Genomic DNA, 20,786 nt, shown 5'->3' on the forward strand with positions numbered 1-20,786 from the left:
ATGTGAAAATTAGCAAATACAATGAGATTGCTACTTGATACTTCTTGTAGCAATATAGCTTGCGACGTTGTGTTCGTGTAGGTTGCCATAGCCATTGGTATCGTCATAAAGGCTTAAGAGCGTGAATCCCGCCTCTAACTGTCCGTTAATTTGCTCTTCTAAGGTATGTGAAAACTGTATACCACCATTGCTTTTCTGCATCTGGCGTAGGTGTTCTTCGTTATTTAATGGGTTGAAGGGAAGAGTATTTATCAGTATTTTTTCTTCCTCATCAAATAAATAATTAATACCTATGTCTAAACCTGAAAGCAGTACGCCTCCTTTTTTAAGCACGCGGTAGCACTCTTTCCAGAGCGGTTTTACCTCTTCAATATAACAATTGGACACAGGGTGAAATATCATATCAAAGGTATCGTTGGCAAAAGGAAGGGGTTTGCTCATATCTTCTTGTAGGAGTGTAATGAGGTACCCCTCACGTTGGGCAACCATTCTCTCTTGTTCTATTTGTCTATCGGAATAGTCTAATACGGTACATTCTGCACCTAAAGCGGTGAAAATGGGCATTTGCTGACCGCCACCGCTGGCGAGCCCTAACACTTTTTTGCCACGCAAGTCGCCTATCCAATTCTTAGGTACACTTTTAGTTGGCGTGAGTTTGACGGCAAAATTACCGTTTTTAGCTTCCTCAAATTCGGTATGGGAGATAGGTTGCCCCCACTCCCAACCATTATCAATCCAGTTATTGATAGTCTGTTGGTTTATTTTCTGATAGTTTATAGGGTTCATTTTTAGTATTTTTAGTTTGTTATTATTTTAGATAAGTACGAGCACAAGCTTTATTCTTAATAGGCACGAGCTACAGGCTCGCGCCAGCAGGGTGATTATTTTTCGTTTTCTGTATCAAGGCAAAAGCAGAGGTCTTTGCCTTCGGGGTCTTTTTCTATGTAACAATCTTTTCTCAAGGGATAGTCCCACTCGCCATTGGCGGTTTTTACTTTCTGATAAGGGGGTACGTATACTGTGCCCTTGTCCCAAAGGATTTGAGCATATAGTACTCCGTTGCAATAGGCATAATGCCCAAAAGGGTTTATTTCCTTTGAGGGATAACACGTCTGAAAGTTCTTACGACCGTCATAATCGCGTAGAGCTTGCGACCCCATAAACTTCTGAGTAAAGCATTCGTTATCCTCACCGAGCTCGTTTTTGTACAATTCGTAGAATGCAGGGCGATCTTCTTCGAACGATGCGTAATCGTCGGCACTTATGCGGTAATAGCGTTCATAGCCTGCTACCCAACTTACAAGTACTTTCATCAAATGGGTTTCGATTGCTTCGCAATAGCCCACAGAGAAAAAGTGTTCTTGGTCTACGAGCTCTTCTGTAAGCTTTATTCTTTCTATTAGTTTTAACTTCATTTTCAGTAAAATTGTTATATTTTTGCCACGAATTTAGATACTATACTTATATGCATTACCTATACCTCACTTTAGCGATTGTTTTAGAGGTCTTAGCCACCGCTCTTTTAGGTAAATCGGAAGGGTTTACCAAGTGGTTATTTGCCGTAGGCTCGCTGTTGTCTTATGGTGTTTGTTTTTATTTTTTATCCTTAGCCCTCAAAAATATTCCACTGGGGGTAGCCTATGCTATCTGGTCGGGGGTAGGGATTGTACTGACAGCCATTGTGAGTATTCTTGTTTTCAAAAACAAAATAGACCTACCTTTTGTACTGGGTTCCCTGCTTATCATCGCTGGGGTGGTGGTGATTAACCTCTTTTCAAAGGCGAATGGACGTTGATCTCTCCCTTATTTTTTCTCTTTTCTTCTTGTTATCAAAATAAACACTACGCATATTACCAGTCCTACAAGAGCGGGTTTGGCTACTGACCAACCGCTTGCACCACTGCTCACCACGCTCCATAACAGTTTAAAAACGCAGCTAACACTACGGTGTAGAGCAATAAGTACCATTTTCTCTTCCACGCTGAGACTATCAGCAGATAGAAAAAGAGCGGTACACTTAGTGAGAAAAGTATCTTTTTTGTGTCCCACGTGCCTTTGAGATAGTCCATTTCGTAGGCTAAAAAGCCGAGCACCTTAGGGTCGGTTTGTTGTGGAACGGAGAACCAAAACATACTAGTAAATAGGCAAAAGATACTCAATGACACTCCTGCATACGATTTCCTCAAAGCAAAATACACCATAGGCACGATAAAGAGTGGACGGACATACCAGCTCAATATATTGTGATGTCGCGCAAAAGTCCACTCAAAAAAGGAGTCATTAGCGAGAAAGACTACTATAAAAACTATGGTAAGCAGGGCGAAAACCGTTGCTATTACTTTGTCGTATTTCTTTAACATAGGGTTGTATTTGTTAGTAAGCTACAAAAAATGTGCTAAGAGTATAAGCTACAAGCTCTATTCTTGATAGACACGAGCCACAGGCTCGCGCCAGCGGAAGGGGGTGTAGAGCGAGGTTATTTGAATAGCACTTCTCCGTACATTCCTATCTTTAAAAAGCCGTCGTTTTTAACCTTTATCTTGATGGCGTATACAAGGTTGGCGCGTTCAGATTTGGTTTGAATCGTTTTGGGGGTGAACTCGCTCTCTTGGGATATCCAGATAATTTCGCCTTGATAGGTGCGGTATGCGCCTTTTCCGGCATCGGTGCGCACGGTAACTCGCTGTCCTAATTTGATTTGGGATAGTTGGTCACCGGTGATGTAGGCTTTTAGGGTTAGTACATCAGTATTAGCAATCTTATAGAGAGGCTTCCCGAACGTCTGCATTTCTCCTTTTAGGGCGTAGTTAGTAAGCACAGTGCCCGCAATGGGGTTGATAATATCACCCTGATTGATTTGTTCTTGAACGGCCTGAGCATTCTTTTGCAAAGGAGCTTCTTGGCTGAGTACGTTGCGGTTCTGGGTGTTGATATTGGTCAGGCTCACTTTGAGTTGGTTTTCGGTTACGGCTATCTGCTTGCGAAGCTGGTCGATGAGGGCGGAGAGGTCGTCCAATTGCTTTTGTGTGGCAGCCCCACCACGTACTAAGTTCTGTGTACGCGTAAGCTCACGTTCCTGTTGGGCGAGTTGTGCGCGCTGTACTTCGAGTTGGCTACGAATGAGCGCCACCTGGTCGGCAGGGTTTAGGGTCTTCTCTTTGAGGGAGGCAATAGTAGCCTCGACCTGCTCTTTTTGGAGCTTGAGGAGAGCGACGTTTATCTGACCGACCTTTTGACCTTCGGTAAGAGTTTTGCCTTCTTCTACATCGTAGTCGACGAGTTGCCCTGTCTGTTGGGCAGAAACAATGACTTCGTCGGCTTCGAAGTTGCCAGAAGCGTCGAATTTGTTCTTATTATTGCAAGCTATTAAAGCTATCAATGTGGTAATAAGTGCTATCTTTTTCATTTTCCTATAATTAATTGATGATTCTCTTGAGCTTGGAGGAGTTGTATTTGGTGCAGGATAAGAGTTTGCTGGGCAAGATGCCAAGCATTGACTTTCTGCAAGTATTCGTGAGTGGTGATAACCCCGTTGTCTAACTGGACTTCAGCAGATTTAGCGACAGAGTGGCGCAAAGTTACCGATGCTTCATCTTGTTCTATCAGCTTTTGTAGCTTTTTGAGTTGCTCGGACTGTTGGGTGAGTTCGAGTTTTGTGTTGAGTAAGAAGGCTTGGCGGTCGGTTGCGAGACTCTCGCGGTTCAGACGCAAAATGTGTCTCTTGCTTGAAAGGTTGTATAATGGACTTAGATTCCACTGCAAACGAAGCCCTGTGATGTAGTAGAAATCCGCTTGGTTGCTGAGCATATTGAGTGTGGGACGCCCATAACCGCCTTGAAAAAACGCACTGAGCTTAGGCATATATTCACTATTGAGCTGTTTTTCTTGGGCTTTAAGCAACGATTCCTGTAGCTGAAATCCTTTGAGTTCAGGACGAAAAATTTCGGCACTTAAGATTTGAGACTGGGATTGAGGCGCAGGCTGTGCGAGCTGGGAAGCGCTGGTGAGCTCTTTGCCTATGAAAGTAGACAGCATTTGCAAGTAGGTAGCTTGGGTGGCTTCGTACTCAGTGGTTTGCATTGTCACGCGGAGGATTTCGGCTTTAAGCTCGTCTACATTGCTGGGGAGGGTCGTACCGTTTTTTAGGGCTACTTCCGCCTTCTTGAGTTGCGACTCAAGCGTTTCGATATTGAGGCGGTTTTGCGATAACTGGGCATTGATGAGGAGCACCCCAAAATATAGGTTGCTCACGCGTTGTTTTAGGGTGTATAACTGCGTTTCGACGGCTTGTGCTTGCACGGCACTTTGAGCTTTGGCGACTGCCTTCTGACTGTGAATCGTACCACCTCCATAGAGCAGTTGGCTTACCTCGCCCACGACCTTGTATTGCTCCTTGTCGATAGTAGGCAAAGAGACGTTAGGAGGCAGTGGGAGTACACCCGCAACGGACTTGGAGAGGTCGGTTACTTCCGACTGGTAAGTGGCTTGCCCTAGGATAGAGACCTGTGGAAGGTAAGCACGATTGGCATTGGCAAGGGTATAGCCTTCGGTTTTGGCTACCAAATCGAGCTTTTTGATGGTAGGGTAGTTCTCACGAGTAAGACGATAGCAGTCCTCCAAAGAAAGGATAGCCTGCGCTTGCGTGGTGAGAGTGAGGGCTATAAATGCGGTAAGTGTTAAGATAAGGTGTTTCATAGTGGCAATCCTCACCCCCGTTCCCCCTCTCCGAAAGAGAGGGGGCAAGCCATAAAACAGAGTAAAAGACTGATGAATTAAGGCTTTTAGGGGTATTATAGTGTTAATAAATTAGTTTAACCATTTGGTTAGGGTATAGATAAAAAAAATGTTATTTAGCCTCCGTCCCCCCGAAGGGAGACAATCCGCAAAGATAATTGTTTAAGAGAAATCGTATTATTATTTCCATAGCATCGCTTTAATCCATTGGGGGATAAGGGTTTTACGCTGGAGCATTAGGGCTTTGTACTGTTCTTCGGGTATGTTGATAATTGAGGTTAGGATAGGTTTTGCAATGAAAGGAAATATCACCAACCCGATGACATTTAGGATAGCTTGCATTAGGTTAGGCTCTGTGATTTCGCCACGAGCTACGGCTTCGGCATATTGACGGGTGAGCACAGAGTGAGTAAGTGCCTCTTTAATAGGGTTTTGCTCTACAAATGCTTGCGGGTTAGGACGCACCTCATTGAGTATAAAGGTAGGTAATTCGGGTTCTTTGAGGAGTAAATCGACGTAGTTAGAGACGATGAGGTCTATTTTCTCATCGAGAGAGGTATTTTCGTCGTTCAGCATAAGGTTTACTCCTTTAAAGAATTGCGATATTGTTTCCATCATCACGATGCCAAAGAGTTTTTCTTTGCTTCGGAAATAATAGTTGAGCATAGCGTGGTTAATGCCAGCTTCTTCGGCGATGTCGCGGGTGCGTGTAGCAGCATAGCCTTTTTGATGGAAAACTTTACGAGCTGCGGCTTTGATGCGTTCTTCGGTGCTTATATCTTTTGTCTTCTTCATCGTTACTTCTGATTTTCGGGGGCAAAGGTACAACGAGTTTTCGAATTAACCAAATGGTTAGAACAAAAATTTAAATTACATAGTACGTAGGTAGTAGTAACAATCTAAAAGTCATATATTTACATATATAAATAAAAACCTATGGGTAGGTGAAAAATTAGAGAATTAGCAAATTAGAGAATTAGCAAATGGGAAGCGTAGTTAATGGTTAATGATTAATGATTAATGGTAAATGGTGAATAGTGAAATTGGGAGAGGGGTATATAAAGCTTATAGAATAATTAAAGAATGAGTGGCTTTTCAGTGGCTCTACAGTGGCTCTACAGTGGCTCTACAGTGGCTCTACAGTGGGTCTACAGTGGGTCTACAGTGGCTCTACAGTGGCTCTACAGTGGCTCTATAGTGGCTCTACAGTGGCTCTACAGTGGCTCTACAATGAAGACTGACCAAAGATTAATTGAATACTAACTGAATAGCAATTGAATTTAGAATATTACTAATATCAATCAAGGGTTGAATTAATTGATGTGAGAAGAGTGTAGCTTACGCTACAGAAATCTTACAAATTTTTACAAATAAAACAAATAGTCAGTAAGCTACCTGAAAGTCTCGCAGAGACTTCACGGATTACATAGATTTAGCACAGATAATTCTTTTGTAAAACATCATTATTCTGCGGATTGCTCAGTTAAAGCTGAGGGAGAAATTAGCAGATTAGCAAATTTGTGAATTTGCTAATTAGTTCGTACCTTTGCGCCCTGAAAATGTTAATTATTAACTGTCAATCGTTAGTTAAAAATATATGACTTCGCAAGAAATAAGAGAACAATTCCTAAAATTCTTTGAAAGCAAAGGGCACTCTATTGTCCCCTCGGCTCCTATGGTGGTTAAAAACGACCCTACCCTGATGTTTACCAACGCTGGTATGAACCAATTTAAAGAGTTCTTCCTTGGTAATGCTAAACCTAAATACAAACGCGTAGCCGATACTCAAAAGTGTTTGCGCGTATCGGGGAAGCACAACGATTTGGAAGAGGTAGGTCGCGACACGTATCACCACACGATGTTTGAGATGCTTGGCAACTGGTCGTTTGGTGATTACTTTAAAAAAGAAGCCATTAGTTGGGCGTGGGAATTGCTCACCGAAATATACAAAATTCCCAAAGAAAACCTCTATGTAACTGTTTTTGAAGGCAGTGAAGAAGAGGGCGTGCCTTTTGACCAAGAAGCCTATGATATATGGAAAGAACGGATTGCCGAAAACCATATACTTCTCGGAAATAAAAAAGATAACTTTTGGGAAATGGGTGACCAAGGTCCTTGTGGTCCTTGTACCGAAATTCACGTGGATATCCGTTCAGATGAAGAAAAAGCCAAAGTGCCAGGTCGCGACCTTGTGAATAACGACCACCCTCAGGTAATTGAGATTTGGAACAATGTGTTTATGGAGTTCAACCGTAAAGCCGACGGTAGTCTCGAAAAACTACCTTCTCGCAACGTGGATACAGGTATGGGTTTTGAACGCCTCTGTATGGTATTGCAGAAGAAACAATCAAATTACGATACCGATGTGTTTACCCCACTGATTCACAAAGTGGAAGAGATTACCGAAAGTAGATATACCTCAGGCGACCGTGTAACTGCTGAACAAGAACAAGTAAATATTGCGATTCGTGTGATTTCAGACCATATTAGGGCTGTGGCTTTTGCTATTAGCGACGGTCAGTTGCCCTCTAACAATGGTGCTGGTTATGTGATACGCCGTATTTTGCGTCGTGCTATTCGCTATGGTTTTACTTTCTTAAACCAAAAAGAGCCGTTTATCTACAAATTAGTAGAGACACTCTCTAACCAAATGGGAGGTACTTTCCCCGAATTGGAGAAACAGCAATTCCTGATTATGAGCGTCATAAAAGAAGAAGAAGCCTCTTTCTTGCGCACGCTTGAACAGGGTTTATTGATGCTAGATGTAATGATACAAAACAGTCCTGGCAAGCAACTATCGGGCGGTAAAGCCTTTGAATTATACGACACTTACGGCTTCCCCAAAGATTTGACAGCACTCATTCTCTCGGAGAAAGGGCTCACTATGGACGAAGCCAGTTTTGAAGAACAATTACAAAAACAAAAAGAGCGTTCACGTGCAGCAGCTCAAATAAAAGCTGACGACTGGGTGATACTTCGCGACGACGATGAAGAGGAGTTTATAGGTTATGATACCTTAGAGGCTGTCGTGCGATTGGTGAAATACCGCAGAGTGGAAAGTCAGAAAGACGGTACTCATTTTCAGCTGGTATTCAACACTACTCCTTTCTATCCGGAAGGAGGTGGACAAGTGGGCGATAAAGGTACTCTACAAAGTGCTAACGGTGAGCTTATCTATATTTTAGATACCAAAAAAGAAAATAACCTTATCATTCACATTTCAGAACACCTGCCTACTAATTTAAACGACTCTTTCAAAGCAGAAGTACATTCAATATCACGTGAAATGGCAGAAGCTAACCACAGTGCTACCCACCTATTACACCAAGCCCTACGCGAAGTGTTGGGTACACACGTTGAACAGAAGGGCTCTCGTGTAGCTCCTGAAACTTTGCGCTTCGACTTCTCACACTTTGCTAAACTTACTGAGGAAGAACTCAAAAAGGTAGAGCAATTGGTAAACAAACGTATTTTTGAAAAAATTCCTTTGCAAGAGCATCGTAATATTCCTATGCAACAAGCAGTGGAATCAGGAGCTATGGCACTCTTTGGTGAAAAGTACGGCGACCGTGTGCGTATGATTCAGTTTGGTGATAGCAAAGAGCTTTGTGGGGGAACTCACGTAAAGAACACAGGCGATATTTGGTATTTCAAAATCATCTCAGAAGGTGCTGTAGCAGCAGGTATTCGCCGTATTGAAGCGATTACTCGTGGAGGAGCTATGAAGTATTTTACAGAACAAGAACAGCTGGTAGAGCAAATAAAAGAAACGCTGAAAAACACCCAAGACCCTGTAAAAGCGATTAGGCACTTGCAAGAAGAAAATGCAGCTTTACACAAAGAGCTTGAACAGTTGAGAAAAGAACAAGCTAAACAACTTAAAACAAGCATCAAAGCTGAATTTACAGAAGTAAATGGTGTTCAGTGTCTCGTAAAACAAGTAGATGCAGAGGTGGCAACTCTCAAAGACCTTGCTTTCGAGTTAGGTAATGAGGTAAAAAATGCTTTTGTATTCTTTGCATCAGCTCACGAAGAAGGCAAAGCACTCTTGTTATGTTATATCAATAAAGAATTGGCACAAGCCAAAGGATTAGATGCTGGTAAGATAGTACGAGAACTGGGCAAATACATTCACGGAGGAGGTGGCGGACAGCCATTCTTTGCAACCGCAGGAGGTAAAAACCCTGGTGGCATTACCGAAGCACTTTCTAAGGTAAAAGATTATTTATAATGAATTTTTTGGCTCATATTTACCTTTCAGGCGAAGGCAATGAACTGCTCACTATTGGCAACTTTATCGCCGATACCGTACGAGGCAAAGAATACTTACAATACCCCGAAGCAATGCAACGGGGTATTTTATTACATCGCAGAATAGACACTTTCACTGATGCGCACCCCATTTTCCGCCAAAGTAAACACCGATTGGTGCCTACTTACAACCATTACGCAGGGGTGCTGGTAGATATTTTTTACGACTATTGTCTCGCTAAACATTGGAAAGAATATTCTGATAAATCCTTAGAACAATATGTTCAGCACTTCTATGATGCCTTAGAACGCCATCAGCACTTGCTCAACGATAAAGCTCAAACTTTGAGCAAATACATCATTGCCGAACGTTGGTTAGAAAGCTATCAAACTTTTGAAGGCATCTGCTCCATATTATACCGAATGGATAGGCGTACAGGCTTTGTTTCGAAAATGCAATATGCCATAGAAGATTTAAAAAGAGATGAAAAATTATATGAAGAAGAATTTACTCAGTTCTTTAAAGAAATACAAATGATGTAATTACAAAAACTTTTCAGTAGAATCGATTGTTTCTTAGTAATATTTCTACTTAATATAATATCCATATAATTATCTAATAAACAAACAGATACACAATTACAAATAAAAAAACATCTTCAAAAATCATAAAATTATTTGGCTAATTCAAAGATTATTTGTAATTTTGCCATAATTTTTTAAGGGCATAGAGTATTAATTTATCATTATTGTTTCATTCTTTCCTATTAGAAATAGCCTTACTAAAATACTCTCGTTCCTAATTAGGAAATACAAATTTTATTATCAGCAAATGGCTGAAAACACTCAAAATCCAGAAGAGTTCTTACAGAACTTTGATTGGGACAAGTACCAAGAAGGTATTGACAGCGTACAAGAAGACCAATTGAAAAACTTCGAAGAATTGGTTAAAAACAATTTCGTTGACACTCAAGACAATGAAGTAGTAGAAGGAGTAGTAACTCGCATCACTGACAGAGAAGCGATTATCGACATCAACGCTAAATCAGAAGGCGTTATCTCTCTCAACGAGTTCCGCTACAATCCGAACCTCAAAGTAGGTGACAAAGTAGAAGTGCTTATCGATATCCGTGAGGATAAAAACGGTCAGTTAGTACTTTCACACCGCAAAGCACGTACGCTTAAAGCTTGGGATAGAATTAACTTGGCACACGAAAACGGCGAAATCGTAAACGGTTTTGTAAAAAGCCGTACCAAAGGCGGTATGATAGTAGATGTATTTGGCATCGAAGCATTCTTACCAGGTTCACAAATCGATGTGAAACCTATCCGCGATTACGAACAATTCGTAAACAAAACAATGGAATTCAAGATTGTGAAAGTAAATCACGAGTTCAAAAACGTAGTGGTTTCTCACAAAGCACTCATCGAAGCAGATATCGAAGAACAGAAGAAAGAAATCATCAGTCAACTCGAAAAAGGACAAGTACTCGAAGGTGTTGTGAAAAATATCACTTCTTACGGTGTATTTGTAGACCTTGGTGGCGTAGACGGATTGATTCACATCACCGACCTTTCTTGGGCTCGTATCAATCACCCAAGCGAAGTGGTATCGGTAGACCAAAAATTGAACGTAGTAATCCTCGATTTCGACGACAACAAATCACGTATTCAATTAGGTTTAAAACAGCTTAGCAAACACCCTTGGGACGCTCTTGCTGATGACCTTAAAGTAGGCGATAAAGTAAAAGGTAAAGTAGTGGTAATTGCCGACTACGGTGCTTTCGTAGAAATCGCTGATGGTGTAGAAGGTCTTATCCACGTTTCTGAAATGTCTTGGAGTACTCACTTGCGTTCTGCTCAAGATTTCGTAAAACTCGGCGACGAGGTAGAAGCTGTTATCTTGACTCTCGACCGCAACGAGCGCAAAATGTCTTTGGGTATAAAACAACTTACCCCAGACCCTTGGATTAACATCACTGAAAAATATCCAGTAGGTTCTAAACATACAGGTACTGTTCGCAATTTCACTAATTTCGGTGTATTCGTAGAACTCGAAGAAGGTATCGACGGTCTTATTCACATCACCGACCTTTCTTGGACTAAGAAAATTAAACACCCATCAGAATTTGTAAACTCTGGTGATAAGATTGAAGTAGTAGTACTTGAATTAGATGCCGAAGGACACAAATTGTCATTAGGACACAAGCAAACCACTCCTAACCCTTGGGACAAATACGAAACTGAATTTGCGGTAGGTACAGTTCACAAAGGTACTATTTCTAAAATGGTAGACAAAGGTGCTACTGTTCCTTTCAACGACGATATCTTAGCGTTTGTTCCTTCACGTCACTTAGAAAAAGAAGACGGAAAGAAATTGGGCAAAGGAGACACTGCTGATTTCAAAGTGATTGAATTTAACAAAGAATTTAAACGTGTAGTAGCTTCTCACACTGCTATCTTCAAAGAAGAAGAAGAGAAAATAGCCAAAGAAGCTGCTGTAAATACCAGCTCATCTACAGTCGAAAAATCAACACTTGGTGATCTTGAAGCATTACAAGAGTTGAAAGACAAGATGGAAAAAGAGAAGTAATTTAGTTTTTTTCATAATTTTTTGTTTTAATGAGGAAAAGTCGTTGCTGGGAAGTGACGACTTTTTTTATTATTCATCATCTATCTATTATTCATAAAAGAAAGCCTCAGTATTTTTATATACTGAGGCTTTCTTTTATTAAATATTAAAGAAACTCCTTTTCGTGGCGTTTGCGTTCATTCTCATCTAAGTAGATTTTACGTAAGCGCATATTTTTAGGAGTTACTTCTACATACTCATCTTTTTGGATATATTCCAAGGCTTCTTCTAAAGAAAACTTAATAGGCGGTGCTAATTTTACTTTTTCATCGGAGCCCGCAGCACGTACGTTAGTAAGTTTTTTAGTCTTCGTTACATTTACTACTATATCTCCACTACGAGAGTTTTCACCGATTACTTGTCCTGTATAAATATCTTCACCAGGGAAGATGAAGAATTTGCCTCGGTCTTGCAATTTGTCGAGAGAATAAGGAATAGCAGTGCCTTGTTCCATAGAAATAAGCGAACCATTAATACGCCCTGCTATTTCACCTTTGAAAGGTTGGAACTCCAAAAAACGGTGGTGAATAATAGCTTCACCAGCAGTAGCTGTGAGTAATTGGTTACGCAAACCAATGATACCGCGAGAAGGAATGATAAACTTAATGATCATACGTTCACCTTTAGGTTCCATACTTAGCATTTCGCCTTTGCGAAGGGTGACTAAATCTACTGCTTTACCACTTACATTTTCAGGCAAATCAATAGTAAGCTCTTCTATAGGTTCGCATTTTACGCCGTCAATCTCTTTGATGATAACTTGTGGCTGACCGATTTGCAATTCATAGCCTTCACGACGCATTGTTTCAATGAGTACAGAGAGGTGCAATACCCCACGTCCGTAAACAATAAACTTATCGGCACTATCAGTAGGCTCTACGCGTAAAGCAAGGTTTTTTTCTAATTCACGCTCTAAACGTTCTTTGATATGGCGAGAGGTTACAAACTTCCCGTCTTTACCAAAGAAAGGAGAATCGTTGATAGTGAAGAGCATACTCATAGTAGGTTCATCGATAGCAATAGTAGGAAGTGCTTCGGGGTTTTCGTAATCGGCGATAGTATCACCAATTTCAAAGCCTTCTAAGCCTGCAATCGCACAAATGTCGCCTGCTTGTACCTCTTCTACTTTCTTACGACCTAAACCATCAAAGAGGTGTAGCTCTTTAATTTTAGATTTTACAATTGTTCCGTCGCGTTTTACTAATGAAATATTCATACCCGATTTTAGGGTTCCACGGTGCAAACGACCAATAGCAATACGTCCTGTAAAGCTAGAATAATCCAATGAAGTAATAAGCATTTGCAAGCTACCTTCTTCTATTTGAGGAGCTGGAATATACTTTACCACCATATCGAGTAGGGGTGCAATACTATCAGTTTTCTTATGCCAATCTTCTGACATCCAATTTTGTTTAGCTGAACCATATACCGTAGGAAAATCTAACTGCCAATCTTCAGCACCGAGTTCAAACATCAGGTCAAATACAGCTTCGTGTACCTCATCAGGAGTACAGTTTTCTTTATCAACTTTGTTGATTACCACAATGGGTTTCAACTTCATCTCTATAGCCTTTTGGAGTACAAAGCGCGTTTGAGGCATAGGACCTTCAAAAGCATCAACAAGCAAGAGCACGCCATCAGCCATATTGAGTACACGCTCCACTTCCCCTCCAAAGTCGGCGTGGCCAGGTGTATCGATAATGTTTATTTTGATGTCTTTATAAACTACTGAAACGTTTTTAGAGAGGATAGTAATTCCTCGTTCGCGTTCGAGGTCGTTATTATCTAATATCAGTTCGCCTGAATCTTGATTTTCGCGGAAGAGAGCGCAGTGGTGTAAAATCTTGTCTACTAAAGTAGTTTTGCCGTGGTCTACGTGGGCAATAATAGCTATATTTCTAATAGCGGTCATAGATATAATTTGTGTTTTAAAAATTTGAGGGTGCAAAAGTACGAAGTAATTAGCAATTTAGCAAATTCGTAAATTGACAGTTATTGCCTTTTCTAATATTATTGGAATCATTTGGTATTTATTTACTATCTTTGCCCCCTATTCAAACCGTTATGTTTCAATCTATAAAAAAAGAAGTCTTATTGCTGTTGCGCGATGTGGGGGCACTTATCATTCTCTTTGCGATGCCATTGCTATTGGTGGTAACCATTACGCTATTGCAGGAGGGAGCTTTTAAGAATATCAGTGAGCAGAAAACAGCCGTCCTGTTAGTGGATAACGATGGCGGTGAAATTGCCGAAAACATTAGTAAGAGTTTAGAAGGAAGTGCTTTCGAAATGGTGAAAACGCTGGACGGAAAACCTATAGGCGAAGCTATGGCGCGTGAGCAGGTGCTGAAAGGCAACTACCTGCTGGCTATTGTAATCCCTGCTGAACTCTCCTCCAGCTTGCAAAATAAGGTGCAACAGAACGTTGAGACAATTATTAGCACTTTTGCAGGCGAGACCATAACGCCTACTGAAACGGCTTATACTACCAAAGAAATACGCCTCTATTTTGATCCTACTTTGCAGACTTCGTTTAAAGAAAGTGTGAAGAGTGGCATTGACAAATTGCTATACCAAATAGAAAATCAGTTTATTTATAAAGCCTTTGAGAGTCAGTTAGAGGAAGGGGTGCGTTTACCAAAAACAGAAGCATTAGTAAGTTTTAGAGAAATCAATCCTAATACGGCTACTGCTGCTATCCCCAACGCCACCCAGCACAACGTACCCGCGTGGGCTCTCTTTGCTATCTTCTTCATTACCATACCGCTATCGGCGAGTATTGTAAAGGAAAAAACACAAGGCACAGGACTCCGACTCTTCACGAGTCCCCTACCCTACTGGGCATTACTCACCGCTAAAATCATTGTTTTTCTGATGATTAGCTTACTACAATTCGCTTTGATGGTAGTAATGGGCGTGTTCGTATTTCCTTATTTAGGCTTACCAATGTTGGACGTGGGAGGTAAACTTTTATCCTTGTTATTAGTCGCCATAGTGTCAGGGCTTTCGGCAATAGGCTTGGGGGTACTCTTAGGGACTTTAGCAAAAACCCAAGAACAATCAGCGCCCTTGGGAGCTACCCTCACGGTGCTTTTTGCAGCCATTGGAGGCGTGTGGATACCCACCTTTGCAATGCCTCACATTATGCAATTGCTTTCTAATATTTCCCCTATGAACTGGGGATTACAAGCCTTCTACGAGGTATTGCTAAGAGGCGGTTCTGCGAGTAGTTTGCTACCTAAAATAGGAGCTTCACTGCTCTTTTTCATCAGTTGTATTCTTATCTCTATTTATTATGACAAAGCCAAAAGAAACGTATAAACCTGCGAATTTATCTGAGAGTCTTATTATTACGGTACGCTTTAGCGAAACCGATCCACTTGGCATTGTGTGGCACGGCAACTACATCAAATATTTTGAAGACGGACGAGAGGCATTTGGGAGAAAGTACGGTATTTCTTACCTTGATGTAGAGCGCGAAGGCTATGCAACACCTATTGTGAAGAGCGTATGTGAACACAAGAAAATGGTGCGCTATGGCGAACGCTTGCGCATTGAAACTCACTATATCCCTACCAATGTAGCGAAACTCATCTTTCAGTATTTTATCTACAACGAAGCCAATGAATTGGTTTGTACGGGAGAAACTGTACAGGTATTTACTTCTCTAAAAGATAATAGTTTATCACTGTATAAGCCTAAGTTTTTTGAAGAATGGGAGAAAAAAGTGAAAAGTGACGATTGATTATTATCAAAAAACAGCTTTTTCTTGTTTTTGAAGGTTATTTTTCTTACTTTTGTAAAAATTTCTAATCACAATGAGAGGAGTTATATATACAGAAGTATTTGTAAAAAAGGTCTATGAAAAATTAACCAATAAAGGGTTTGATACAGACACAAAAAGAAGTTGTATAAATTTTATGTTTTTCACCAAAACAGAGGGAGAGCATCAGTTTGAAATTGCACTCCGCTTTATGAGAAATAGGTTCACAACCTACGTAAACTATCGGAATCTCTTAGTTTTAGAGCAGTTGAAAGCATTAGGTATTACCCCTTTTCACAGTGAATTAATAGGGTGTACTTTTTCTGAGATCCCAGACAAATATTCTTTTGGTAGACGTTTGACACCTGAGGAACTTAGAAAACACACTATGATACGCTATAAAGAGCCTGAGGAACTTTTTGAAGAATGGGAAGAATATTATAAAACTATTATGATACCTTTTCTCAATGAATGTTATGACATCAAAAAAGTATACAATTGGGTAGTTCAAGAAAATATAGAGACTAAACCTTACCTTTATGACCAATGTCTTTTTTTCTACTTTGTAGGCAAAATGGCAAACATATCTAATGAAGAACTAAAAAAATTATTCGATACATATAGTGAAAGAGTTAAAGAAGGAGCTCCTTACAACTCTTATGAGAAATTTTTACTTTTAAAAAATAAAGTCCTAAAAGAATTAAAATGAAAGAATTTATTAAAAAATTAGACCTCTACATAGAGTCTTACGATGTAGAAAAAAGGCTTTATGAAGAGGGAAAAGAATGGCATGAAAATGGCTATCTCGAAAAAGAACAATTTATGCGAATTTGCTTGTGGAAATCTCGTCGTGCTAAAAAAAGATATGATTCCAACGATGTAGCCCTTGTAGAAAAAATCACCCGAGAAGCCTTTAAAATGAATGATGACACAGATAAAATAAAGAAACTTATGGAACTCAAAGGTGTGAGAATTCCAGTCGCTTCTGCAATTTTAAGCGTAACAGATAGTGATAACTATCCCATTATTGATGTTCGTTGTGTATGTGCTTTAGAAGACCTTGGTGAAATCGATTGGGTAGACATTACCGTTGAAAATTGGGAAAGATATTTAACTAAAATTAGAAACCTTGCTAAGCAATATGGCAAAACAGCTCGAGAAATAGAAAAAGGACTTTTCGCTTTCAACCGAATCTATTTAGATTCAAAAATGATAAGTTTAGAAGATGCTATAGCTGAAAAGAGAGAGAAGTATCGAAAAATAAAAGCTAAAACAAAAAAAACTTTGTCAAAGTCTTAGAGACTTTGACAAAGTGTATTGAAGTTAAAAGTGTTGTAATTATTATTTTTTAAGGCGTTTGATGATGAGCTTTCCAAAGGATTTAGCGGTTTTCTCAAAGCCTTCTCCTATACGCAACTCATTACTATAATTATGTCCTATTTGGTCGCCTGGGGCTTCGATAGAGCGTATTTGGTATAGTACATTTTCTCTATTATTTGTTTCTACAAAACTGAGTACAGTAGTTACTTTGGCTTTTTGTTTCATTACCCAAGCATCCCAGCCTGGATATATCCATTGGGCATCTACAATAAGGGTATAGGCAGCTTGAGGAGTATCTTTTTGAAATGCAATTCCTTTAGATTCAGTAACTGTACGTCTCATCAAGTCTAAGAACTTAGGCTCCCAGAAAGTTTCTCTCGCTCCTTCCCATTTCTTCAGCCAATTATCTCCCTCACCTTTATTCCTGTTGTTAAGAAACTCGCGGCGTTCATCTACATATTCTTTTTCGGTAACATTGTCTTTCATTAGTCGCAAATTATCGTATTTGAACTCTACATTCACGACTTTTTGATCTTTTAGAAAAGATAAACTACCTCTTTCTTCTTGAAAATCTTGTGCGGTTACAGCTAAAGTAACACACAAAAATAAGATTGCTAATAAATTTTTTGTCTTCATATACAATTAATTTAACGGTTTGCGTTTGTCTACAAATTTCATCGGTTTGCGACTGCCCAACGGGTAGAGCTGCTGCTCAATGAGGGCTATATCGCAGAACTCAATCTTAGGAACTACCCTGAGTTTAGCGCGAAAATGATGACTTATTTGCTCGCGAAGGGCTTCGGTAGGGTTTTTTGTCCCTATTTTGATGAGAATTTCATCGGTGAGGATATCATTGGTATTGATTTCTATAATGTAATTCTCTATGGCTTCAAACCCCGTAAGCAAATCCATTAGGGCTGGCGGGTAAAGAGTAGTTCCTTTGTATTTAATCATCTGCTGTTTGCGACCCAGTACAGGACTCACACGTGCCGTATGTCGCCCACATTTACAAGGGGTACTGTGCATCGCTACTATATCGCCTGTTCGAAAACGCAACAATGGCATACCTTCCACTCCTAAAGTGGTAATCGTGAGCTCTCCACTCTCACCATCGGGTACGGGGTATCCTTCGTCGTCTAACACCTCGGTGATGATGAGCTCTGGGTGGTGATGCCCTCCGTGCTGGTATTCACACTCGGTGAAAGTAGTGCTCATCTCGGTAGAAGCATAAGTGGAGTAGAGTTGCAATCCCTGCCATTCTTCGGTAATCTTTTTCGCTAAGAGTGTAGGGCTAAAATCCTGATTGCGCAACGCCTCTCCTATACACACTACTCCCTTTACGGAAGAGGCGCGATAGTCGATACCATTCTTTTCGGCATATTCTATCATTTTCAGCACAAAAGAAGGCACTGCAATAAGGTATTTAGGTTCGTACAATCGGATAGAATCCCATTGCAATTCGGGTATTCCTGCCCCTACCCTAATGATGCTTGCCCCCATTTTGCGTATGCCTAAGAAATAAGCCAAGCCTGCCATAAAACGGCGGTCGATAGTAGTCATCAGTTGGACTACATCGCCTTTTTGAATGCCTGCACAGGCCAATGAGATAGCTTCGTTGTACGCCAAACGGTCTAAATCCTTATCGGTGAGACCAAAAGTAACGGGCGTTCCCATAGTGCCTGAGGTTGAAGCATAATCCACAATAGCAGTTTTAGGTACGCAGAGGAAAGCGTCGTTCTCGCGTTGCAAATCGTCTTTATGGGTTGTAGGTATCTTTTGTAAATCGGCAAGGGTGCGGATATCCTCTATACGGATATGGTGCTTGCGGAAGAGATTTTGATAAAAAACCGATTTTTCATTGAGATATTGCAATAGCTCTCGCAGTTTTTCTTCTTGAAAAGCGATAATCTCGGCTTCCGATTGGGTTTCTATGGTTGGAATAAGTGCACTCATTATTTTTGTTAATAAAACTTTACCAAAGGTTCTAATGTCCGTGTGGCTCACACCTTTGGCAAAGTTGTATGTAAATTTCCTTATTTAAAAAGTCGTTTTAAGGAATTTAAGAATCCTTTTTCTACCACATCGATACCGATACCGAAGTTACTATCAGCCATAGTGTGATAATCTTCTCGAATAGGCTCCAATTTATCTAATGGCAACTCAATATTCGTGAGCGGATTGTACTCCACAATCACCTTACCAGAGTTTTTAGTGATAAACTTTTGGGTTTTATGAGTGAAATACTCGTTTTTGATATCACACTCTTGTACGGTGTATTTTTCCTTAGTATCGATATTTTCATCAGTTTTGAGCTCTATTTCGTAACGCTCGCTATCGAAGTTATGCCAAAAGCTTGCATCGCTGTGCTGGTGTTCACGAATGCTATTTTTCAACACACTACCATCGTAGTACATCAAGAAACGACGACCTTCATTGTCTATAAAATAAGGCTGTTCAATAGTTGCTTCGTACTTCACTACAAATTCATTTTCCACCTTATCGTCCTTCACTATTTGCAAAGTAGCATCTTTGAAAATCTCGCGGAAATCTTTGCCTTTGCGGTCGTTCACATAGTTGAGCGCATAGAACAAGGAGTTGTTCCAGCTGTCCAAACGTTCGTTTTTGTTGCTCGACTTGAAGTAAGCTCGCATAGAGTTTGCACGATTGTAACGATAAGTAGTAAGCAGTTGTATTTTGCCCGTATTGCCTTTGGCTTCTAAGGTAATGCGTTCATCTATACAAAAATTGTCGAAATAGGTAGGTTTGCGCACTTGTAACTCTTGGTCAGGCAATATCTCCATAAAGTGACAAAAAGAAATCACTGCGCGTTTCTCCAATTTACCAAACTCATTACGAGCAGTGGCATCTACAAAGTATTCTTTACCCTTGTAATTGATTTTCACCACTACGTGATTGAACGAAAGCAACGAAGGGAGATAGAATTGCAAGTAATAATCAGAATTGTAGTTCACCAATATCACTGAAGCCTCTACACCGAGATAGTTGAGAATAGATTTCAACAATACGCATTTCGCTTTACAATCACCTTGCTTATTTTGGTAAGTAAGTGCAGGTGCTTGTGGTTTGTGTCCATTCATCTCATCGGCGTTGTACACGTAGTAGATATTGTTTTGCACGAACTCTATGGCGTATTGCAATTTCTCGTCGAGGGTAGCCATACTGTTGAGTTTCTCCACCAAATCGGGGGCGAAATCAGCGGGTTGAGCTTTGAACACTTCTTCGTAAAGCGGATAGATATAGTTAGAAAGTTCTTTCCAAGTACTATCAGTAGCGAAGTCTATAAAAGGGAAGATTTCGCGGTTAGGGTCTACTGGGTTGATGTAGTTTTCTTGTACTATCTCAAATGCCTCTCCTTGCGCTAAGTATTTCACCTGACTTGGGATTACGTTGCCTTGCTCGTCGCGGAAGAACACATCTTTATAAGCCACGCGTTTGTCGCGATTGTTGATGAGTTTGAAGTGGTATTTACCGTACGCCCAGTAAGTATCGGGGGTTACATATACGTATTTCATAAAGTCCCGACGCAAGAACTCTTTCTCAGTAAATACCTTTTCTTTGGTGTCTTCCAAAATGAGGATATCGTCTAAGTGAAGGTCTTTGATGGAGAAGTTCAGTTTTTTAGAACTGCTGATAACACCACGACCGCTTTGCCCTTCGTTGTCCAATACTTTTATAGTAGTATCAGCTGTTTTGTCAATTAGCTGACCGTTGCGATACACACTAATGCGGTGTATACTGAAATACTCATTTTCTTCGAGTATCATATCATACATCGAAGCGCGTTCCAAGTTTTCGGGTTGGGTAAGGGTATAAGCCATCAACGTATAGTCAGAGGCACTATTATCGTCTATTTTGCTGTATTTATGTAAGAAATAGCAGTAGTCACGTCCCTCGTCGGTTTGCTCTCGAGAGAAATCAGTCTCTACTAAAAGTTTTTCCATTTCACTATCTGAAAGGGAATTTGTCCAATCTCCCGCTTCTACAAAGCGGTACAATTCTTTTTCTTCTGTTTGCACTTTTTTAGTTTAAAGTTTAAAATTAAGAGTTATAAGAGTATTTAAGTGG

Annotated in this window: 18 protein-coding genes and 1 pseudogene; 9 read left to right on the top strand and 10 right to left on the bottom strand. The window is 40.4% G+C overall.

Features of this window, described 5'->3' with window-relative positions:
• Positions 1 to 30: 30 nt before the first annotated feature.
• Both AM608_RS04160 and AM608_RS04165 read right to left on the bottom strand, forming a co-directional pair.
• Positions 31 to 786: a class I SAM-dependent methyltransferase gene (locus AM608_RS04160; RefSeq protein ID WP_172672743.1), complete on the bottom strand. Its 756-nt coding sequence runs from the start codon at positions 784 to 786 to the stop codon at positions 31 to 33.
• A 95-nt stretch (positions 787 to 881) separates the two neighbouring features.
• Positions 882 to 1,415 (bottom strand): hypothetical protein, encoded by a 534-nt coding sequence (locus tag AM608_RS04165; RefSeq protein WP_053580863.1) that lies wholly within the window; start codon positions 1,413 to 1,415, stop codon positions 882 to 884.
• Between the two features lie 50 nt (positions 1,416 to 1,465).
• On the opposite strand from AM608_RS04165, the gene AM608_RS04170 reads away from it, so the two are divergent.
• The gene (locus AM608_RS04170; protein WP_053580864.1) at positions 1,466 to 1,795 is read left to right on the top strand and encodes a multidrug efflux SMR transporter; all 330 of its coding nucleotides are present in this window, start codon (positions 1,466 to 1,468) and stop codon (positions 1,793 to 1,795) included.
• Between the two features lie 8 nt (positions 1,796 to 1,803).
• On the opposite strand, the pseudogene AM608_RS04175 reads toward AM608_RS04170, so the two are convergent.
• The 4 genes and pseudogenes from AM608_RS04175 to AM608_RS04190 all read right to left on the bottom strand — a co-directional run bounded on the left by AM608_RS04175 (position 1,804) and on the right by AM608_RS04190 (position 5,529).
• Positions 1,804 to 2,360 (bottom strand): annotated as a pseudogene (locus AM608_RS04175) (hypothetical protein).
• Positions 2,361 to 2,476: 116 nt separating this feature from the next.
• Positions 2,477 to 3,406 (bottom strand): HlyD family secretion protein, encoded by a 930-nt coding sequence (locus AM608_RS04180; protein WP_053580865.1) that lies wholly within the window; start codon positions 3,404 to 3,406, stop codon positions 2,477 to 2,479.
• Positions 3,403 to 4,695: a TolC family protein gene (locus AM608_RS04185; RefSeq protein WP_053580866.1), complete on the bottom strand. Its 1,293-nt coding sequence runs from the start codon at positions 4,693 to 4,695 to the stop codon at positions 3,403 to 3,405. The genes AM608_RS04180 and AM608_RS04185 overlap by 4 nt, the downstream gene beginning before the upstream one ends.
• Before the next feature lie 219 nt (positions 4,696 to 4,914).
• Positions 4,915 to 5,529, bottom strand: coding sequence for a TetR/AcrR family transcriptional regulator (locus AM608_RS04190; RefSeq protein WP_053580867.1), 615 nt, complete (start codon positions 5,527 to 5,529; stop codon positions 4,915 to 4,917).
• A 288-nt stretch (positions 5,530 to 5,817) separates the two neighbouring features.
• Here AM608_RS04190 and AM608_RS12050 point away from each other — a divergent pair, with 288 nt between their 5' ends.
• The 4 genes from AM608_RS12050 to rpsA all read left to right on the top strand — a co-directional run bounded on the left by AM608_RS12050 (position 5,818) and on the right by rpsA (position 11,578).
• A complete protein-coding gene (locus AM608_RS12050; RefSeq protein WP_157466249.1) occupies positions 5,818 to 5,997 on the top strand; it encodes a hypothetical protein in 180 nt (59 codons plus the stop codon).
• Between the two features lie 334 nt (positions 5,998 to 6,331).
• Positions 6,332 to 8,965, top strand: a complete 2,634-nt coding sequence (gene alaS, locus AM608_RS04195) for an alanine--tRNA ligase (RefSeq protein ID WP_053580868.1) — start codon at positions 6,332 to 6,334, stop codon at positions 8,963 to 8,965.
• Positions 8,965 to 9,528, top strand: coding sequence for an ACP phosphodiesterase (locus AM608_RS04200; RefSeq protein ID WP_053580869.1), 564 nt, complete (start codon positions 8,965 to 8,967; stop codon positions 9,526 to 9,528). The genes alaS and AM608_RS04200 overlap by 1 nt, the downstream gene beginning before the upstream one ends.
• A 289-nt stretch (positions 9,529 to 9,817) precedes the next feature.
• Positions 9,818 to 11,578 carry a 30S ribosomal protein S1 gene (rpsA, locus tag AM608_RS04205; RefSeq protein WP_002672939.1) on the top strand — a complete coding sequence of 587 codons (1,761 nt, stop codon included), beginning with the start codon at positions 9,818 to 9,820 and terminating at the stop codon, positions 11,576 to 11,578.
• A gap of 145 nt (positions 11,579 to 11,723) precedes the next feature.
• Here rpsA and typA read toward each other — a convergent pair whose 3' ends face one another.
• Positions 11,724 to 13,529 carry a translational GTPase TypA gene (typA, locus tag AM608_RS04210; RefSeq protein WP_053580870.1) on the bottom strand — a complete coding sequence of 602 codons (1,806 nt, stop codon included), beginning with the start codon at positions 13,527 to 13,529 and terminating at the stop codon, positions 11,724 to 11,726.
• A 152-nt stretch (positions 13,530 to 13,681) separates the two neighbouring features.
• Here typA and AM608_RS04215 point away from each other — a divergent pair, with 152 nt between their 5' ends.
• The 4 genes from AM608_RS04215 to AM608_RS04230 all read left to right on the top strand — a co-directional run bounded on the left by AM608_RS04215 (position 13,682) and on the right by AM608_RS04230 (position 16,679).
• Complete coding sequence (locus AM608_RS04215) at positions 13,682 to 14,938, top strand: ABC transporter permease (protein ID WP_053580871.1); 1,257 nt, start codon at positions 13,682 to 13,684, stop codon at positions 14,936 to 14,938.
• Positions 14,913 to 15,362, top strand: a complete 450-nt coding sequence (locus AM608_RS04220; protein ID WP_053580872.1) for a thioesterase family protein — start codon at positions 14,913 to 14,915, stop codon at positions 15,360 to 15,362. The genes AM608_RS04215 and AM608_RS04220 overlap by 26 nt, the downstream gene beginning before the upstream one ends.
• 73 nt (positions 15,363 to 15,435) lie before the next feature.
• Positions 15,436 to 16,089 (top strand): hypothetical protein, encoded by a 654-nt coding sequence (locus AM608_RS12445; RefSeq protein ID WP_253273514.1) that lies wholly within the window; start codon positions 15,436 to 15,438, stop codon positions 16,087 to 16,089.
• Positions 16,086 to 16,679 carry a hypothetical protein gene (locus AM608_RS04230; RefSeq protein ID WP_253273515.1) on the top strand — a complete coding sequence of 198 codons (594 nt, stop codon included), beginning with the start codon at positions 16,086 to 16,088 and terminating at the stop codon, positions 16,677 to 16,679. The genes AM608_RS12445 and AM608_RS04230 overlap by 4 nt, the downstream gene beginning before the upstream one ends.
• Before the next feature lie 42 nt (positions 16,680 to 16,721).
• Here the strand turns inward: AM608_RS04230 and AM608_RS04235 are convergent, their stop codons facing one another.
• The 3 genes from AM608_RS04235 to AM608_RS04245 all read right to left on the bottom strand — a co-directional run bounded on the left by AM608_RS04235 (position 16,722) and on the right by AM608_RS04245 (position 20,737).
• Complete coding sequence (locus tag AM608_RS04235) at positions 16,722 to 17,336, bottom strand: hypothetical protein (protein ID WP_053580873.1); 615 nt, start codon at positions 17,334 to 17,336, stop codon at positions 16,722 to 16,724.
• A 6-nt stretch (positions 17,337 to 17,342) separates the two neighbouring features.
• Positions 17,343 to 18,653, bottom strand: a complete 1,311-nt coding sequence (locus tag AM608_RS04240) for a phenylacetate--CoA ligase family protein (protein WP_053580874.1) — start codon at positions 18,651 to 18,653, stop codon at positions 17,343 to 17,345.
• Positions 18,654 to 18,733: 80 nt separating this feature from the next.
• Positions 18,734 to 20,737: a hypothetical protein gene (locus AM608_RS04245; protein WP_053580875.1), complete on the bottom strand. Its 2,004-nt coding sequence runs from the start codon at positions 20,735 to 20,737 to the stop codon at positions 18,734 to 18,736.
• Positions 20,738 to 20,786: the final 49 nt, after the last annotated feature.

Origin of the sequence: Capnocytophaga sp. oral taxon 323 (genome assembly GCF_001278825.1) — a bacterium.
GTDB classification, from domain to species: domain Bacteria; phylum Bacteroidota; class Bacteroidia; order Flavobacteriales; family Flavobacteriaceae; genus Capnocytophaga; species Capnocytophaga ochracea.

What these genes read in the sequence shown, in the direction of transcription:
- AM608_RS04160 (WP_172672743.1), bottom strand. Translation starts at nt 786, where the DNA reads ATGAACCCTATAAACTATCAGAAAATAAACCAACAGACTATCAATAAC.
- AM608_RS04165 (WP_053580863.1), bottom strand. Translation starts at nt 1,415, where the DNA reads ATGAAGTTAAAACTAATAGAAAGAATAAAGCTTACAGAAGAGCTCGTA.
- AM608_RS04170 (WP_053580864.1), top strand. Translation starts at nt 1,466, where the DNA reads ATGCATTACCTATACCTCACTTTAGCGATTGTTTTAGAGGTCTTAGCC.
- AM608_RS04180 (WP_053580865.1), bottom strand. Translation starts at nt 3,406, where the DNA reads ATGAAAAAGATAGCACTTATTACCACATTGATAGCTTTAATAGCTTGC.
- AM608_RS04185 (WP_053580866.1), bottom strand. Translation starts at nt 4,695, where the DNA reads ATGAAACACCTTATCTTAACACTTACCGCATTTATAGCCCTCACTCTC.
- AM608_RS04190 (WP_053580867.1), bottom strand. Translation starts at nt 5,529, where the DNA reads ATGAAGAAGACAAAAGATATAAGCACCGAAGAACGCATCAAAGCCGCA.
- AM608_RS12050 (WP_157466249.1), top strand. Translation starts at nt 5,818, where the DNA reads ATGAGTGGCTTTTCAGTGGCTCTACAGTGGCTCTACAGTGGCTCTACA.
- alaS (WP_053580868.1), top strand. Translation starts at nt 6,332, where the DNA reads ATGACTTCGCAAGAAATAAGAGAACAATTCCTAAAATTCTTTGAAAGC.
- AM608_RS04200 (WP_053580869.1), top strand. Translation starts at nt 8,965, where the DNA reads ATGAATTTTTTGGCTCATATTTACCTTTCAGGCGAAGGCAATGAACTG.
- rpsA (WP_002672939.1), top strand. Translation starts at nt 9,818, where the DNA reads ATGGCTGAAAACACTCAAAATCCAGAAGAGTTCTTACAGAACTTTGAT.
- typA (WP_053580870.1), bottom strand. Translation starts at nt 13,529, where the DNA reads ATGACCGCTATTAGAAATATAGCTATTATTGCCCACGTAGACCACGGC.
- AM608_RS04215 (WP_053580871.1), top strand. Translation starts at nt 13,682, where the DNA reads ATGTTTCAATCTATAAAAAAAGAAGTCTTATTGCTGTTGCGCGATGTG.
- AM608_RS04220 (WP_053580872.1), top strand. Translation starts at nt 14,913, where the DNA reads ATGACAAAGCCAAAAGAAACGTATAAACCTGCGAATTTATCTGAGAGT.
- AM608_RS12445 (WP_253273514.1), top strand. Translation starts at nt 15,436, where the DNA reads ATGAGAGGAGTTATATATACAGAAGTATTTGTAAAAAAGGTCTATGAA.
- AM608_RS04230 (WP_253273515.1), top strand. Translation starts at nt 16,086, where the DNA reads ATGAAAGAATTTATTAAAAAATTAGACCTCTACATAGAGTCTTACGAT.
- AM608_RS04235 (WP_053580873.1), bottom strand. Translation starts at nt 17,336, where the DNA reads ATGAAGACAAAAAATTTATTAGCAATCTTATTTTTGTGTGTTACTTTA.
- AM608_RS04240 (WP_053580874.1), bottom strand. Translation starts at nt 18,653, where the DNA reads ATGAGTGCACTTATTCCAACCATAGAAACCCAATCGGAAGCCGAGATT.